The sequence below is a fragment of the Streptomyces sp. L500 genome, from assembly GCF_054551825.1.
Map to the genome: position 1 here is coordinate 52271 of NZ_JBTOLC010000029.1, position 16912 is coordinate 69182.

Sequence of the window (16912 nt, forward strand, 5' to 3'; positions counted from 1 at the left end):
GCTCGATGCAAGGTGCTGGAGGATCCGTGGACCTGTCCCTGTCGACCGAGACCGTAGGCGACCGTACGGTTGTCCGGGTCGGTGGCGAGATTGATGTGTACACCGCGCCCAAGCTGCGTGAGCAGCTGGTCGAGCTTGTCAACGACGGCAGCTATCACCTCGTCGTCGACATGGAGGGCGTCGACTTCCTCGACTCCACCGGGCTCGGCGTCCTGGTCGGCGGGCTGAAGCGCGTGCGCGCCCATGAGGGCTCGCTGCGGCTCGTCTGCAACCAGGAGCGCATCCTGAAGATTTTCCGTATCACCGGCCTGACCAAGGTGTTCCCGATCCACACCTCGGTCGAGGACGCGGTGCAGGCGACCGACTGACGGTCGCCTGACGGCCGGGTGGCGGTCGGTCGGCGCCGGATGGCTGCCGCCCGTCCGACGCACGGCCGCGGCGCCGCACGCGTACGGCCGCACAGCCACATAGCCGCGCCGGGGGTGACGGGCTCACGGGTCCGGCCCCTCCGCGAGTTCGCCCTGTGTTCCGGCAGTGGGGACGAGGGCACGTACCACCGAGGGGGATGGCATGGCCACCGTCGAACTGCTCTTCAGCGCCCTTCCCGAGCACGTCCGCACGGCCAGGCTCGTGGCCGCCGCGGTGGCGCGCCGGGCGGGGGTCGACGAGGCCGTGCTGGACGAGGTCCGGCTGGCCGTCGGTGAGGCGTGCTCGCGTGCCGTGAGCCTCCACCGCAGCCATGAGATCGCCGGCCCGGTGAAGGTGGTGCTGACGGAGGACGAGAAGAAGTTCTCCATCGAGGTCGCCGACGACGCCCCTCACCCCGGTGTCATGGCCGCGACGGCCGCCGCCGCGTCCGGTTCCGCCGCCCCCCTGGCCCCCGCTGGTTCCCCGGCGTCCTCCGCTTCCGTCCCCGCGACGCCGGAGGAGAGCGAGGACGACATGGGGCTCGCCGTGATCAGCGGCCTGGTCGACGACGTCGAGGTGACGGCGAGCGAGACGGGCGGCCTGATCCGGATGAGCTGGCCGACGACACCGTCGGCCGTCACGCCGTAGCCGGGCGGCCGCCTTCCGCTGTAGGGCGGGCCTGGCGCCTGTCGTAACCGTGCGTCGCCACCCGGGCCTGGCGCCCCGCCCATGCCCTCATGGCGCCCCGTCCAGGGCCTCGTGACGCCCCGTCCATGGCCTCGTGGTGCCCCGCTCATGGCTCCATGGCTCCAGCCCAGGGCCCTTTCGGCGCTCTCGCGCGCTGTCGTGTCATCACCGGTCGATCAATGAATGATCGTTTCTCCTCGTGAATGATCGATTCTTCGAAAGATCCCCCGAAGCCCGGACGATCAATTCTTGATCTTCACCATTCCGTCGTGCGGACGGACTTCGCGGGAAGTCTCATTCCGTTTGCCGCGCTCTGTTTTGATCTCGCCATGCTCCCTACAATCCGTCCATCTTGAGCTCAGGACGCCTGAGCGTGGCGGCTGTTCCCATTCCTCGTGCCACGGACCGGCCGCGCGCCCATGTGCCAAACGTCTAAGGAGGACGAATGGCGGGGCATTTCACCCCTGAACAGGTGGACTTCACTCAACGACTCGCGGTCGAGCTCACCGACGGCGATCGCAACCTCGTCACGGTGATCGCGGTGGTGGCGGCCGCGGCGCTCGTGGTGGCCGTGGTGCTGGTGCGTCAGGTGCTGGCGGCCGGTGAGGGTACCGACAGCATGAAGAGAATCGCCGCGGCGGTGCAGGAGGGCGCGAACGCCTATCTCGCCCGGCAGTTGCGTACCCTCGGCGTCTTCGCCGTGATCGTGTTCTTCCTGCTGATGCTGCTGCCGGCCGACAACTGGTCGCAGCGCATGGGCCGTTCGCTCTTCTTCCTGGTCGGTGCCGTGTTCTCGGCGGCCACCGGCTACATCGGCATGTGGCTCGCGGTGCGCAGCAATGTGCGGGTGGCGGCCGCGGCGCGGGAGGCGACCCCCGCGGAGGGCGAGCCGGAGAAGGACCTGACGGCCGTCGCCCACAAGGCGATGAAGATCGCTTTCCGCACGGGCGGCGTCGTCGGCATGTGCACGGTCGGGCTCGGCCTGCTGGGCGCGTCCTGTGTGGTGCTGGTCTACGCGGCCGACGCGCCCAAGGTGCTGGAGGGCTTCGGCTTCGGCGCGGCGCTGCTGGCCATGTTCATGAGGGTCGGCGGCGGCATCTTCACCAAGGCCGCCGACGTGGGCGCCGACCTGGTCGGCAAGGTCGAGCAGGGCATCCCCGAGGACGATCCCCGCAACGCGGCCACCATCGCCGACAACGTGGGCGACAACGTCGGCGACTGCGCGGGCATGGCGGCCGACCTCTTCGAGTCGTACGCCGTGACGCTCGTCGCCGCGCTGATCCTCGGCAAGGCCGCCTTCGGCGACTCGGGCCTGGCCTTTCCGCTGCTCGTGCCCGCCATCGGTGTGGTCACCGCGATGATCGGCATCTTCGCGGTGGCGCCGCGCCGCAGCGACCGGAGCGGGATGACCGCGATCAACCGGGGGTTCTTCATCTCGGCCGTCATCTCGCTGGTGCTGGTGGCGGTGGCCGTGTTCGCCTATCTGCCGGCCGGCTACGCGGACTTGAAGGGCGTCGGCGACGCCGCCATCCGGGGCCACGGCGGCGACCCGCGCGTCCTCGCCCTGGTGGCCGTGGCCATCGGCATCGTCCTCGCGGCCCTGATCCAGCAGCTCACGGGCTACTTCACCGAGACCGGCCGGCGCCCCGTGCGGGACATCGGCAAGACGTCCCTGACCGGCCCGGCGACCGTCGTCCTCGCGGGGATCTCCGTCGGCCTGGAGTCGGCCGTCTACTCGGCCGTGTTGATCGCGCTCGGGGTGTACGGGGCGTTCCTGCTCGGCGGCACCTCGATCATGCTGGCGCTGTTCGCGGTGGCCCTCGCGGGCACCGGGCTGCTCACGACCGTCGGCGTCATCGTGGCGATGGACACCTTCGGGCCGGTCTCCGACAACGCCCAGGGCATCGCCGAGATGTCCGGTGACGTCGAGGGCGCGGGCGCGCGGGTGCTCACCGACCTCGACGCCGTGGGCAACACCACCAAGGCGATCACCAAGGGCATCGCCATCGCGACGGCCGTCCTCGCCGCGTCCGCGCTGTTCGGCTCGTACCGCGACGCGATCGCGACGGCCGTGTCGGACGTCCACGCCAAGGCGGGGGAGCTGGGCCTGAGCCTGGACATCTCGCAGCCCAACAACCTGGTCGGGCTGGTCCTCGGCGCGGCCGTCGTCTTCCTCTTCTCGGGGCTCGCGATCAACGCGGTGTCGCGGTCGGCGGGCGCGGTGGTCTACGAGGTGCGGCGGCAGTTCCGCGAGCACCCCGGGATCATGGACTACAGCGAGAAGCCCGAGTACGGGCGCGTGGTGGACATCTGCACCAAGGACGCGCTGCGCGAGCTGGCCACCCCCGGTCTGCTCGCGGTGCTGGCCCCCATCGCCGTCGGCTTCTCGCTGGGCGTCGGGGCGCTCGGCTCGTACCTGGCCGGGGCCATCGGCACCGGGACCCTGATGGCAGTCTTCCTCGCCAACTCCGGTGGCGCCTGGGACAACGCCAAGAAGCTCGTCGAGGACGGGCACCACGGCGGCAAGGGCAGCGAGGCGCACGCGGCGACGGTCATCGGCGACACGGTGGGCGATCCCTTCAAGGACACCGCCGGTCCCGCGATCAACCCGCTGCTGAAGGTGATGAATCTGGTGGCGCTGCTCATCGCGCCCGCGGTGGTGAAGTTCAGTTATGGCGCCGACGCCAACAAGGGGCTGAGAATCGCCGTGGCGGTGCTGGCCGTTGTCGTCATCGTGGGCGCGGTCTATCTCTCCAAGCGGCGGGGCGTCGCCGTGGACGGGGGTGACGGCGCGGAGCGGACGGTGTCGCCGGCGGACCCGGCGGTGGTGTCCTGACGTAGTTCTTCCGGACGTAGTTCCTCCGGACGGAAATGAGCGGAGCACACCGTCCGTACCCTCGCCGAGGTGCGGCGAACGCCACGCCAAGCTTGGTGCAAACGGCTTTAAAAGGGTACAAACGGTGTGCTCGGCTCCCGGCCCCTTCCGCGCGGACGTGTAAGTTCCCGGGCCGAGAGCCATCGAAGGGACCATTCCGGTGAACAAGAAGCTTGTGGCTGCACTGTCCGGTGGGGCGGCACTCGTCCTGGCGCTGACGGGCTGCGGTGGTGGCGACGACAGCGGCAACAAGAAGAAGCTGGACGACTGGGCCAAGAGCGTCTGCGACCAGATGCAGCCTCAGGTGAAGAAGATCACCGACGCCAACGCCTCCATCGCGTCCGTCCTGAACGAGGAGGACTCGAAGAAGATCCAGCAGATCGACTCCGCCGCCTTCCAGGCCAACGCGGACGCGTACAAGGCGCTCGCGACGTCCGTCCAGAACGCGGGCGCCCCGCCCGTCAAGGACGGCGAGAGCAGCGAGAAGAACGCCGTCAAGGCGCTCAACGACCTCTCCTCCGCGTACGCCGAGCTGAAGAAGCGGGTGGACGGGCTGGACACGGGCGACAAGTCCAAGTTCAGCGACGGCCTCAAGAGCATCGCCGGGGACATCGCCAAGCTCAGCGGCCGCAGCGACGACGCGCTCAAGAAGCTCCAGTCCGGCGACGTCGGCAAGTCGATGGCGAAGACCCCGGGCTGCCAGAAGCCGGTGGGCTCCCCCACGCAGACCAAGAAGGCGTAGCAGGCCGAGAAGCCAGGGCACAGCCCTAAGGCACAGCCCGGCCGAGAAGCCAGGGCACAGCCCGGCCAGGAGGCGCGGTCGGCCCCGGTGCGCCCCTACGGCGCGCCGGGCCTTCGTCGTTCCCCGGTGCCGCCCCCGACAATGGTCCCGTGAGTACGCCCCGCCTTCCCGACGCCGACCCGACGCGCACCGCACGCCTGCGCGAATCCCTGCTGGCCGCCGCCTTCACCGCCGACGGCCTCCTCGACCTGCTCGGCGCCCCCGCCTACGCCGCCCTCGCCCGCAGCGAGACCGTTCCCGCCCTGCGCGCCACGCGCGGCGACGGCCCGCTCGAGACGCTGATCCGGCTCTTCCTGCTCCAGCGCCCCGTCGCCCACGACCGCGCAGCCGCCGCGCTGCCCGTGGCCGACTGCCTCGCCGACGGCTGGCTCGTCCGGGACGGCGACGAGGTACGGGCCACCGTCGACGTCCGCCCGTACGGCGGGCCCGACGGCCAGGACTGGTGGATCGTCTCCGACCTCGGCTGCGCCGTCGGCGGCGCCGGCGGGATCGCCGGAGGCGGCGGCCCGGCCGGGGTGGACCGCTCGGAGCTCGTCCTCGGCGTGGGCGGCGCCTCCACCACGCTCGCCGGGATCACCGTCCGAACGCCCGTGGAGAGCGCCCTCGACCTCGGCACCGGCTCCGGCATCCAGGCGCTGCACGCCGCCCAGCACGCGACCAGGGTCACGGCCACGGACCTCAACCCGCGCGCGCTCCACATCACGCGGCTCACCCTCGCGCTCTCCGGCGCGCCGGAGGCCGATCTGCGCCATGGCTCGCTCTTCGAGCCGGTCGCGCGGGAGACCTTCGACCTGATCGTCTCCAACCCGCCGTTCGTGATCTCGCCCGGCGCCCGGCTGACCTACCGCGACGGCGGCATGAGCGGCGACGACCTGTGCCGCACGCTCGTCCAGCGGTCGGCCGACCGGCTCAACGACGGGGGTTACTGCCAGTTGCTGGCCAACTGGCAGCACGTCGAGGGTGAGGACTGGCGCGAGCGGCTGTCCTCCTGGGTGCCGCGCGGCTGCGACGCGTGGATCGTCCAGCGCGACGTCCAGGACGTCGCCCAGTACGCCGAGCTGTGGCTGCGCGACGCCGGTGACCACCGCACCACGCCGGAGGAGTACGCGGCGCGCTACGACGCGTGGCTGGCGGAGTTCGAGGCCCGGAAGACCAAGGGCGTCGGATTTGGCTGGATCACGTTGCGCAAAACGGGCAGCGACCGCCCGTCGGTGATCGCGGAGGAGTGGTCCCACCCGGTCGAGCAGCCGCTCGGCCCGGCCGTAACGGCTCATTTCGAGCGACAGGACTTCCTCCGGACGCATGACGACGCGGCGCTGCTCGCCGCCCGCTTCACGCTGGCCGAGGAGGTCGTCCAGGAACAGGTCGGGCTGCCGGGCGCGGAGGATCCCGAGCACGTCGTGCTGCGGCAGAACCGGGGGATGCGCCGGGCCACCAAGGTGGACACGGTCGGGGCCGGCTTCGCGGGAGTGTGCGACGGCACACTCCCGGCGGGCCGGATCCTCGACGCCATCGCCCAGCTCGTCGGGGAGGACCCGGTGCTGCTCCGCGACCGGACCCCGGAGGCCATCCGCACCCTCGTCGAGCAGGGCTTTCTCTCGCCGGCGGGCGACTGACGGGCCTCCGCCGGCCCCGCGCCGCGCCCCGGCGGCGGCCTCGCCGAAGCCGTCGCCGGGGGTGGCGGAAGCCGTCGTCCGACTCATGGGAGGGCCGGACGGAGGGGTCGTGTTCGCGTCATGTTTTTGTCACCCGTCCCGGCCACCGGGCCCGGCCGGTGCGGCGGGCGGCGGTCGTGGGGCGGATGGGGCCTTCCCGGCAGTGGTGTGACGGTCCGGGCGGCAGACAGGACGCTTGTCGGGTTACCGTTCGAGTGGCGTTGCGGGCTTTTTCCGTTTGACACGGGGGCGGGATGTACCGTCACACTCCGCAGCGTCACGCAACGCCCACACCGAAACGCCCACACCGAGTGTCGACCGGAAGAAGAGCGAAGTTGTCCCCGACCAGCGAGACCGCACAGGGCGGCCGCCGACTCGTCATCGTCGAGTCGCCTGCCAAGGCGAAGACGATCAAGGGCTACCTCGGCCCCGGATACGTCGTCGAGGCGAGCGTCGGGCACATCCGTGACCTCCCGAACGGGGCCGCCGAGGTCCCGGCGAAGTACAAGGGTGAGCCCTGGGCCCGGCTCGGCGTCAACGTGGACAAGGACTTCCAGCCGATCTACGTCGTCAACGCCGACAAGAAGGATCAGGTCAAGAAGCTCAAGGGCCTGCTGGCCGAGTCCGACGAGCTCTTCCTCGCCACCGATGAGGACCGCGAGGGCGAGGCCATCGCCTGGCACCTCCAGGAAGTCCTCAAGCCCAAGGTCCCGGTCCGCCGGATGGTCTTCCACGAGATCACCAAGGACGCGATCCAGGCCGCCGTCGCCAACCCGCGCGAGCTGAACAAGAAGCTCGTCGACGCCCAGGAGACCCGCCGCATCCTCGACCGCCTCTACGGCTACGAGGTCTCGCCGGTCCTCTGGAAGAAGGTCATGCCGCGGCTGTCCGCCGGCCGGGTGCAGTCCGTGGCCACCCGCCTGGTCGTCGAGCGGGAGCGGGAGCGCATCGCCTTCCGGTCCGCCGAGTACTGGGACCTCACGGGCACCTTCGGCACCGGCCGTGCCGGTGACAACAGCGATCCCTCGACCCTGGTCGCCCGGCTGGCGACGGTCGACGGCCGCCGCGTCGCCCAGGGCCGTGACTTCGGGGCGAACGGGCGGCTCAAGGACTCCGCGCAGGTCCTCCACCTGGACGAGGCGACCGCCCGCGGGCTGGCCGCCGCCCTCGCCGACGCCGCCTTCGCGGTGCGCTCGGTCGAGTCCAAGCCGTACCGCCGCTCCCCGTACGCGCCGTTCCGCACCACCACGCTCCAGCAGGAGGCCTCGCGCAAGCTGGGCTTCGGTGCCAAGGCGACCATGCAGGTGGCCCAGAAGCTGTACGAGAACGGCTTCATCACCTATATGCGTACGGACTCCACCACGCTCTCGGAGACGGCGATCACCGCCGCCCGGGCGCAGGTCACCCAGCTCTACGGGGCCGACTACCTGCCGGAGAAGCCGCGCACGTACGCCGGCAAGGTCAAGAACGCCCAGGAGGCGCACGAGGCGATCCGTCCTTCGGGTGATCGTTTCCGCACTCCCGCCGAGACCGGTCTGACCGGCGACCAGTTCCGGCTCTACGAGCTGATCTGGAAGCGGACCGTCGCCTCCCAGATGAAGGACGCGACCGGCAACTCCGTCACCGTGAAGATCGGCGGCCGGGCGAGCGACGGCCGGGACGCCGAGTTCAGCGCGTCCGGCAAGACGATCACCTTCCACGGCTTCATGAAGGCCTACGTGGAGGGCGCCGACGACCCGAACGCCGAGCTCGACGACCGCGAGCGCCGGCTGCCGCAGGTCGGCGAGGGCGACGCGCTGAGCGCCGAGGAGATCACCGCCGACGGCCACGCCACCAAGCCCCCGGCCCGCTACACCGAGGCCTCGCTGGTCAAGGAGCTGGAGGAGCGGGAGATCGGCCGCCCGTCGACCTACGCGTCGATCATCGGCACGATCCTCGACCGCGGCTACGTCTTCAAGAAGGGCACGGCGCTCGTGCCGTCCTTCCTGAGCTTCGCCGTCGTCAACCTGCTGGAGAAGCACTTCGGCCGGCTCGTCGACTACGACTTCACCGCCTCCATGGAGGAGGACCTCGACCGCATCGCCCGCGGCGAGGCCCAGGCCGTGCCGTGGCTGCGCCGGTTCTACTTCGGCGAGGGCCCGGAGGGCGGCGCCGCCGACGCGGGCAACGGCGACGGCGACCACCTCGGCGGCCTGAAGGAGCTCGTCACCGACCTGGGCGCGATCGACGCCCGCGAGGTGTCCTCCTTCCCCGTCGGCGAGGGCATCGTGCTGCGCGTCGGCCGCTACGGGCCATACGTCGAGAGGGGCGAGAAGGACGCCGAGGGCCACCAGCGCGCCGACGTCCCGGCCGACCTCGCCCCCGACGAGCTGACCGTCGAGTACGCGGAGGAGCTGCTCGCCAAGCCGAGCGGCGACTTCGAGCTGGGCACCGACCCGGGCACCGGCCACCAGATCGTCGCCCGCGACGGCCGCTACGGCCCGTACGTCACCGAGGTGCTCCCCGAGGGCACCCCGAAGACCGGGAAGAACGCCGTCAAGCCGCGTACCGCGTCGCTCTTCAAGTCGATGTCCCTCGACACGGTGACGCTGGACGACGCGCTGAAGCTGATGTCGCTCCCGCGCGTCGTGGGCAAGGACGCCGAGGGCGTGGAGATCACCGCGCAGAACGGCCGCTACGGCCCGTACCTGAAGAAGGGCACGGACTCGCGCTCCCTGGAGACCGAGGACCAGCTCTTCAGCATCACGCTGGACGAGGCCCTGGCCATCTACGCGCAGCCCAAGCAGCGCGGCCGCGCCGCGGCCAAGCCGCCGCTGAAGGAGCTGGGCACCGACCCGGTCAGCGAACGCCCGGTCGTGGTCAAGGACGGCCGCTTCGGCCCGTACGTCACCGACGGCGAGACCAACGCGACGCTGCGCCGTGACGACGACGTCGAGACGATCACGCCGGAGCGCGGCTACGAGCTGCTGGCGGAGAAGCGCGCCAAGGGCCCGGCCAAGAAGACGGCCAAGAAGGCGCCCGCGAAGAAGGCCGCCGCCAAGAAGGCCCCGGCGAAGAAGACCGCGGCCAAGAAGACGACGGCCGCGAAGAAGACCACGGCGACGAAGAAGACCGCCGCGGCGAAGAAGACGACGGCCGCCGCCAAGAAGACCGCTGCCTCGGCCGCGGCCTCGGCGGCCGACGGGGAGTAGGCGGGACGGCTCACGCCGAGCACGCCGGACGGGCCGCCCCCTCGGGGGCGGCCCGTCTCCGTATCCGCCCGTCGGTATCCGCCCGCTGTTATCGCGCCGTCCGGTATCGCGTGTCCGGTATCGCGCCCGTCCGGTATCGCCCCGTATAGGGACCCGGGCGTAAGTTCGTATATACGTTCGTATTGACAGTCGGCATCCGGACAACTCCGGATAGGCTGGCAGGATGACGCGAGCCGAGCAGCCACCTTTGGAGAGCCCCGTATCCGGAGCACTGGCCGCGGACTCCCGCGAGCGTGCCCTCCGGGCCCTGCTGCGCTTCCGTCCGCTGCGGCGGCTGTGGAGCGCCCAGTCCGCCGGGGCCGTCGGCGACGGCCTCGCCGTTTTCGTCCTCATGCTGCTGGCCCTCCAGGCCGCGGTCGAGACGGGCGCCCTCGGCGGTGGCTACCGGGGCGCCGCGTTCGCCGTCGCCGCCGTGATCGGCGCGCGGCTGCTGGGCACCGCGCTCCTCGGCGCGGTCCTGCTGGAGCCGCTGTCCTCGCTCTTCGCCCCGGCCGGTCGGCTCGACCGCCGCTGGACGATGATCGGCGCGGACGGGCTGCGGCTCGCGCTCCTCGCCGTCGCGCCCCTGTGGGCCGACTGGACCGGCCACCAGGCCGTCGTCTGGCTGCTGGTCACGGCCTTCGTCGTCGGCGGCGCCGAACGCGTCTGGACGGTCGCCAAGGACGGCGCCGTGCCCGCGCTGCTGCCCGCCCCGCCGCCCGAGGGCGACGCGGTGCGCCCGCTGCCGGACCACCAGGAGGCGCTGCGGCGGCTCTCGCTGCGCACGACCTACCTCGCCCTGCCCGTCGCGGCGGCAGCGCTCCTCGTCATCACCCTGATCGGCAATCTGCTCGGCTCGGGCATCGACTGGTTCCACCTCCATCAGGCGGCCCTCGGCTCGTACCTCGCGGCCGGGCTCTTCGCGACGTCCGGCGTGGTGCTCCACCGGATGAAGCTGCCCCCGCTGCCCGACGGCGTGAAGGCGCCCCGCGCGCGCTCCCCGCTGGAGGGTCTGCGCCGCCCCAAGACCGTCCACGGCGCCGCCGACAAGGGGCGCACGGGCGCGATCCCGGTGCTCGTCCTGTCCTGCGCGGCCATCGCGGGCGCGGTCGCCGCGGCCGTCGGCGTCGCCGCGCTCCAGGCGGCCGACCTCGGCGGCGGGCCCGTCTGCTTCGCCCTGCTGGCCCTCGCGCTCACCGGCGGCCCGGCCCTGGGCATCCGCGGCGCCCGGAAGGTGCTGCCCGGCTTCTCCCGCCGCCGGCTGCTCGCGCTGGCGCTCGCCCTGACGGGCGCCGCGCTGCTCGCCGCCGGGCTGGTGCCCGACGCGACGACCGTCCTGCTGCTCGTCCTGCTGGCGGGCTGCTCCGCCGGTGTCGTCGCCAACACCGGGCACGCGCTCCTCGACCAGGAGACGGAGGAGTCCCGCCAGGCCCGCACCACCGAGCACCTCCACGGGGTCGTCCGCCTCACCGTCGCGCTGGGCGCGGTCGTGGCGCCCGTCCTCGCCGCGGTCATCGGGCCGCACCGGCTCGTGTCCGGTTCCTTCGTCTTCGCGCACGGCGGGGCGGCGTTCACGCTGATGCTCGTCGGCGCGCTGCTGCTGCCCGTCGGCGCGCTCGTGCTGGGCCGCACCGACGACCGGCACGGGGTGCCCTTCCACCGCGACCTGCTCGACGTGGTGCGCGGCGGCGACCCCGCCGAGGGCACGGCACCCGCCGGCTTCTTCATCGCCTTCGAGGGCGGCGACGGTGCCGGGAAGTCCACCCAGGTGCGGGCGATCGCCGAGTGGATCCGCGCCAAGGGCCACGAGGTCGTCGTCACCCGGGAGCCGGGCGCCACGCCCATCGGCAAGCGGCTGCGCGCGATCCTGCTGGACGTCGCGTCGGCCGGGCTCTCCGACCGCGCCGAGGCGCTGCTCTACGCGGCCGACCGCGCCGAGCACGTCGCCTCCGTCGTACGGCCCGCCCTGGAGCGCGGCGCGGTCGTCATCAGCGACCGCTACATCGACTCGTCCGTCGCCTACCAGGGCGCCGGGCGCGACCTCTCGCCGACCGAGATCGCCCGGATCTCGCGCTGGGCCACGGACGGGCTCGTCCCGAACATGACCGTGCTGCTCGACGTCTCGCCCGAGACCGCGCGCGAGCGCTTCACGGAGGCGCCGGACCGGCTGGAGTCCGAGCCGGCGGAGTTCCACCAGCGGGTCCGGACCGGGTTCCTGACCCTGGCCGCCGCCGACCCGGCGCGCTACCTCGTGGTGGACGCCGGGCAGGAGCCCGACGCCATCACCGCTGTCGTCTGCCACCGGCTCGACCAGATGCTGCCGCTGTCCGCCGCCGAGCTCGAGGCCCGCGAGGCCGCGCGCGCGGCCGCCCTGGAGGCGGCGCGCCAGGCCGCCGAGGAGGAGGCCCGCCGCAAGGCGGAGCGGGAGGCGGAGCTCGCGGCGGAGCGCGCCGCCGCGGAGGCCGCCGCGCGGGAGGCGGCGGAGGCCGCGCGCCGCGCCGAGGAGGAGCGCCGGAAGGCGGAGAAGGCTGAGGAAGAGCGCCGCCGGGTGGAGGAGGAGCACCGCCGGGCGGAGGAGGCGCGGCTGGAGCGTGAGCGCCAGGAGCGGTTGCGCGCCGAGGAGGAGCGCGCCCGGCGTGAGGCCGAGGAGGCCGCGCGCCGTGAGGAGGAGCGCCGCGCCCGGGAGGCCGAGGAGGCGCGTCAGCGCGCGGAGGAGGAGCGCGCGCGCCGCGAGGCGGAGGAGCGCGCCCGCGCCGCCGAACAGGAACGACTGCGCGAGCAGGCCGCCGAGGAGGCCCGGCTGCGTGCCGAGGCCGAGGAACGGCGCCTGGAGAAGCAGCGCAAGGCGGAAGAGGCCCTGCTCAGGGCCGAGCAGGCCCGCGTGGCGGCGGAGGCCGCGGCGGCCGGTTCCCTGGCGGGTGCGGAGGCCGGTTCGGAGGCCGGTGCCGGGGCCGGTTCTGGGGCCGGTTCTGGGGCGGGCTCCGGGGCGGGTTCCTCGGCGGTCCGCGGCTTCCCGTCGGGTGCCGGGGCCTCCGGCGGGGCCGGTACCCCGGCCGGTGCCGGGGGCTCGGGCGGCGCCGGCGAGGACGAGGCGCCCACCGTGCCGCAGCCCTCGCTGCGCGAGCCGGACAGCGCGGATCGCGGTGCCGGGCGGCCTCCCGTCGTGGGGACCGCTGCCTTCCGCAAGGACCCCCGGGATACCCGGGACTCCGGCGACGCGCCGACCGTCGAGACGCCCCGGCTCCCGGCCGGCTCCGAGGACCGGACGGCCGTGCTGCCGCCCGTCGTCGCGCCGACGCCGCCGACGCAGCGCGTCACCTGGGGCGTCGAGCCGAAGGACGCCCCCCGTGGCCAGGGCTCCGAGTCGGAGGAGACGGCCGTGCTGCCGAAGCCGCCGACGCGGCCGGAGGCGCGGTCCGAGAACCCCGTGGACCGGGTGCCCGACTGGCTCTTCCGCAAGGACGACGACGCCGCCGCTCCGGAAGCCGAGCGCACGCGCGAGCTGCCGCAGGTGGACGCGGAGGGCGAGGGCGGCGACGCGCCTGGTCGCCCCCTGCGGAAGGCGCGGCGCCACCGGCCGGAGTGGGCGGACGACGCCCCGACGCTGGCGGACGATCTGCTCGGCAAGCGGGACGCCGACGGTTCCGGCGGCGGCGAGGGTGAGCGGCGCTAGCCGCTCCGCGGCGGGGCGTCGGTCGGCTGCGGCGCCGTCGTGGCTGGTCGCGCCGTTCCCCGCGCCCCTTACGGGGCCGGACTTGTCAGTGGTGTGGCCCACAATGGGTAGCCGCAGGACGGACAGCGCGGAGGAACAGCCATGGCGGTGTGGGACGACCTGGTCGGCCAGGACCGGGTGATCGAGCAGCTCGCCGCTGCCGCGCGGGACGCGGACGCGCTGGTCACGGCCGCCGGTACGGACGCCTCGGCGGCGCCGGAGGCGGCGGGCGCCTCCCGGATGACGCACGCGTGGCTGTTCACGGGCCCGCCCGGCTCCGGGCGGGCCACCGCCGCCCGCGCCTTCGCCGCCGCCCTCCAGTGCGTCGGCCCCGACCGCGCGACGGGCGGCGCCCCCGGCTGCGGCTTCTGCGACGGCTGCCACACCTCCCTCGTCGGGACGCACGCGGACGTGGAGATCGTCCGTACGGACCTGCTGTCCATCGGCGTCAAGGAGACCCGTGACCTGGTCCGCCGGGCCCAGCTGTCGCCCGCCGGCGGCCGCTGGCAGGTGATCGTCCTGGAGGACGCGGACCGGCTCACCGAAGGCGCGGGCAATGTGCTGCTCAAGGCCGTGGAGGAGCCCGCCCCCCGCACGGTCTGGCTGCTGTGCGCGCCCTCCCTGGAGGACGTGCTGCCGACGATCCGCTCCCGCTGCCGGTCCCTGACGCTGCGTACGCCTCCCACGGCGGCGGTGGCCGACATCCTCGTCCGCCGGGACGGGATCGAGCCGGAGCTCGCGGTCCGGTCGGCCCGCGCCACCCAGGGGCACATCGGCCGGGCCCGCCGCCTGGCCACGGACGAGCGCGCCCGGGCCCGCCGCGCGGCCGTGCTCAAGATGCCGCTGCGCGTGGCCGACATGGGCGGCTGCCTCAAGGCGGCCCAGGAGCTGATCGACGCGGCCGCCGAGGACGCCAAGCAGGTCGCCGAGGAGGTCGACACCAAGGAGACCGAGGAGCTGCGGGCCGCGCTCGGCGCGGCGGCGGGCACCGGCGGCCGGCTGCCGCGCGGCACCGCCGGCGCCATGAAGGAGCTCCAGGACCGCCAGAAGCGCCGCGCGACCCGCACCCAGCGCGACAGCCTCGACCTGGCCCTGACGGACCTCACCGGCTTCTACCGCGACGTGCTCGCGATACAGCTCGGCTCGCGCGTCGAGCTCGCCAACGACGACGCGCGGGACGCACTGGAGCGCGTCGCGCGCGGCTCCGGGCCGGAGGCGACGCTGCGCCGCATCGAGGCGATCACGGCCTGCCGGCAGGCGCTCGACCGCAATGTGGCGCCGCTGCTCGCCGTCGAGGCCATGGCGGTCGCGCTGCGCGCGGGCTGACGGCGCGCGCGGGCTGACGGCGCGGGCGTCGTCCGGGTGGTCGTCCGGGTGACGCCCGTCCGGGTGGCGGGGTCCCGTCCGGGGGACGGGGGGAACGGGTGAGCTGACCGGGGGAGGGTGAGTAGTACGAGGAACGGCGGGCACACCGCAGGTTGGGTGATTCCTCACTCGTATGAGGACTAGTGGGCCGTAAGGCTGGCCAAGTCGGGTATCCGTCCGGATACGCTCCGTATGCCCGCGTGGTCCTGTGCATGTCGCATGTCCGCATATCTGTATGTCCTGCGGATGTCCGACCGCCCGGACTGCCGGATGCCCGGACGGCCGGATGCCGTACGCCCACCTGTCGCCCACCCCGAGGGGCCAGCCGATGGACACCAGTCGCCTGTTCCGCACCTCCGGCACGCTCGCCGCGACCGCGGCCCTGCTGATCTCCGCCGCCGTCTCGGGGGCCGCGGCGCCGGGCGCGGCGGCGGCCAGACCGCGCGGCGTGGGCGAACCCGGCTCCTTCGCCTCCCTCCTCCCACCCGAGGCGGCCGACGAACAGGGGCCGCTACCGGAGCTGGCCCCGCTGCCCGCCGCCCTGCCGCGCGCCCTCCGGCCGTACTACGACCAGAGGCTCGCCTGGCACTCCTGCGGCGGCAAGCGCGCGGACTTCGAGTGCGCCACGCTGCGCGCCCCGCTCGACTACGAGGCCCCCCAGTCCCACGACGACGTGAAACTCGCCGTCTCCCGCAAGAAGGCCACGGGCCCCGGCAAGCGCCTCGGCGCCCTGATGGTCAACCCCGGAGGGCCCGGCGGCTCGGCGATCGGCTTCCTCCAGGAGTACGCGGCCTCCAGCTACCCCGGAGCCGTCCGCGCCCAGTACGACATGGTCGCGATGGACCCGCGCGGCGTCGCCGCGAGCCAGCCCGTCACCTGCCTGTCCGACAAGGAGATGGACGCCTACGCCCAGGTCGACACGACCCCGGACGACGCCGCCGAGGTCCGCGAACTGGTGGCGGCGTTCAAGAAGTTCGCCCAGGGCTGCGCCGCCCGCTCGGGCAAACTGCTCGGCCATGTCTCGACCGTCGAGGCGGCCCGCGACATGGACGTCCTCCGCGCGGTCCTCGGCGACGACAAGCTCCACTACGTCGGCGCCTCGTACGGCACCTTCCTCGGCGCCACCTACGCGGGGCTCTTCCCCTCCCGCGTCGGCCGGCTCGTCCTCGACGGCGCCATGGACCCCGGCCTCGACGCCCGGCGGATCAACCGCGACCAGACGGCGGGCTTCCAGACGGCCCTGGCCTCCTTCGCGGCGGACTGCGCCCAGCACGAGGACTGCCCGTTGGAGGGCGGCCGCACGGATGTCGCGGGCGTCCGCCTCCAGCAGTTCTTCCAGCGCCTCGACCAGCACCCGCTGGCCACCGGCACCCCCCGCCGGCTCACCGAGAGCCTGGCCACCACGGGTGTGATCTCCGCCATGTACGACGAGACCACCTGGCCGATCCTCCGCAAGGCCCTGCACAACGCCCAGACCGGCGACGGCGCGCTGCTGCTGCGCCTCTCGGACCTCTACTACGAGCGCGACCAGCGCGGTCACTACACCAATCTGATGCCCGCCAACTCGGCGGTGAACTGCCTCGACCTCCCACCCGCCTTCCGGGGGCCGGCGGCCGTCCGCCGTGCCGTCCCCGACTTCGAGAAGGCCTCGCCGGCCCTCGGCGCGAGCTTCGCCTGGTCCGCTCTGAGCTGCGCGTACTGGCCCGTGCGGGCCACCGGCGGCCCCCACCGCATCCCGGCCCGGGGCGCCGCCCCCATCCTCGTCGTCGGCACCACCCGCGACCCGGCGACGCCCTACCCCTGGGCCCGCGCCCTCGCCTCCCAGCTCTCCTCCGGCCGTTTGCTCACCTACGACGGCGACGGCCACACCGCCTACACCCGGGGCAGCCGCTGCGTGGACGGCGCGATCAACGACTACCTCCTCACGGGCACCCCGCCCCCGGCCTCCCGCCGCTGCTCCTGACCTGCGAGATCCCCCCGCGGACGGCTGTGTGCGGAGCACCCCTGGAAACTGTGTAGACTTAGGCGCGCTGCACACGCCAACCTTGGTTACGCAGCTTGCCGCCTTAGCTCAGTTGGCCAGAGCAACGCACTCGTAATGCGTAGGTCTCGGGTTCGAATCCCGAAGGCGGCTCCGCCGAAAGCCCAGCTCGGACCTTGTCCGAGCTGGGCTTTTTC

General features: G+C 73.1%; 9 protein-coding genes and 1 tRNA gene. All 10 read left to right on the plus strand.

Translation table 11 applies throughout. The annotated features are described in order from the left end of the window. Positions 1 to 26: 26 nt before the first annotated feature. The 10 genes from bldG (at position 27) to ACX9I7_RS23520 (ending at position 16868) form a co-directional block, all read left to right on the plus strand. Positions 27 to 368: an anti-sigma factor antagonist BldG gene (gene bldG, locus ACX9I7_RS23475; protein ID WP_030367299.1), complete on the plus strand. Its 342-nt coding sequence runs from the start codon at positions 27 to 29 to the stop codon at positions 366 to 368. Between the two features lie 202 nt (positions 369 to 570). Beyond that, the gene (locus tag ACX9I7_RS23480) at positions 571 to 1056 is read left to right on the plus strand and encodes an ATP-binding protein (RefSeq protein ID WP_387573482.1); all 486 of its coding nucleotides are present in this window, start codon (positions 571 to 573) and stop codon (positions 1054 to 1056) included. A gap of 484 nt (positions 1057 to 1540) precedes the next feature. Next, a complete protein-coding gene (locus tag ACX9I7_RS23485) occupies positions 1541 to 3931 on the plus strand; it encodes a sodium-translocating pyrophosphatase (RefSeq protein WP_387573484.1) in 2391 nt (796 codons plus the stop codon). Positions 3932 to 4130: 199 nt separating this feature from the next. Then, the gene (locus tag ACX9I7_RS23490) at positions 4131 to 4712 is read left to right on the plus strand and encodes a small secreted protein (RefSeq protein WP_358634093.1); all 582 of its coding nucleotides are present in this window, start codon (positions 4131 to 4133) and stop codon (positions 4710 to 4712) included. Between the two features lie 149 nt (positions 4713 to 4861). Beyond that, entirely contained in the window at positions 4862 to 6388 is a 1527-nt protein-coding gene (locus ACX9I7_RS23495; protein WP_459388407.1) for a DUF7059 domain-containing protein, read from the plus strand. Positions 6389 to 6762: 374 nt separating this feature from the next. Further along, positions 6763 to 9618 (plus strand): type I DNA topoisomerase, encoded by a 2856-nt coding sequence (gene topA, locus ACX9I7_RS23500; protein WP_387573487.1) that lies wholly within the window; start codon positions 6763 to 6765, stop codon positions 9616 to 9618. Between the two features lie 223 nt (positions 9619 to 9841). Continuing rightward, positions 9842 to 13330, plus strand: coding sequence for a dTMP kinase (gene tmk, locus ACX9I7_RS23505; protein WP_459388408.1), 3489 nt, complete (start codon positions 9842 to 9844; stop codon positions 13328 to 13330). 141 nt (positions 13331 to 13471) lie between these two features. Then, positions 13472 to 14695, plus strand: a complete 1224-nt coding sequence (locus ACX9I7_RS23510) for a DNA polymerase III subunit delta' (RefSeq protein ID WP_387573491.1) — start codon at positions 13472 to 13474, stop codon at positions 14693 to 14695. A 367-nt stretch (positions 14696 to 15062) separates the two neighbouring features. After that, positions 15063 to 16697: an alpha/beta hydrolase gene (locus ACX9I7_RS23515; RefSeq protein WP_387573493.1), complete on the plus strand. Its 1635-nt coding sequence runs from the start codon at positions 15063 to 15065 to the stop codon at positions 16695 to 16697. Between the two features lie 97 nt (positions 16698 to 16794). After that, positions 16795 to 16868, plus strand: a tRNA-Thr gene (locus tag ACX9I7_RS23520). The last annotated feature ends 44 nt before the right edge of the window (positions 16869 to 16912 follow it).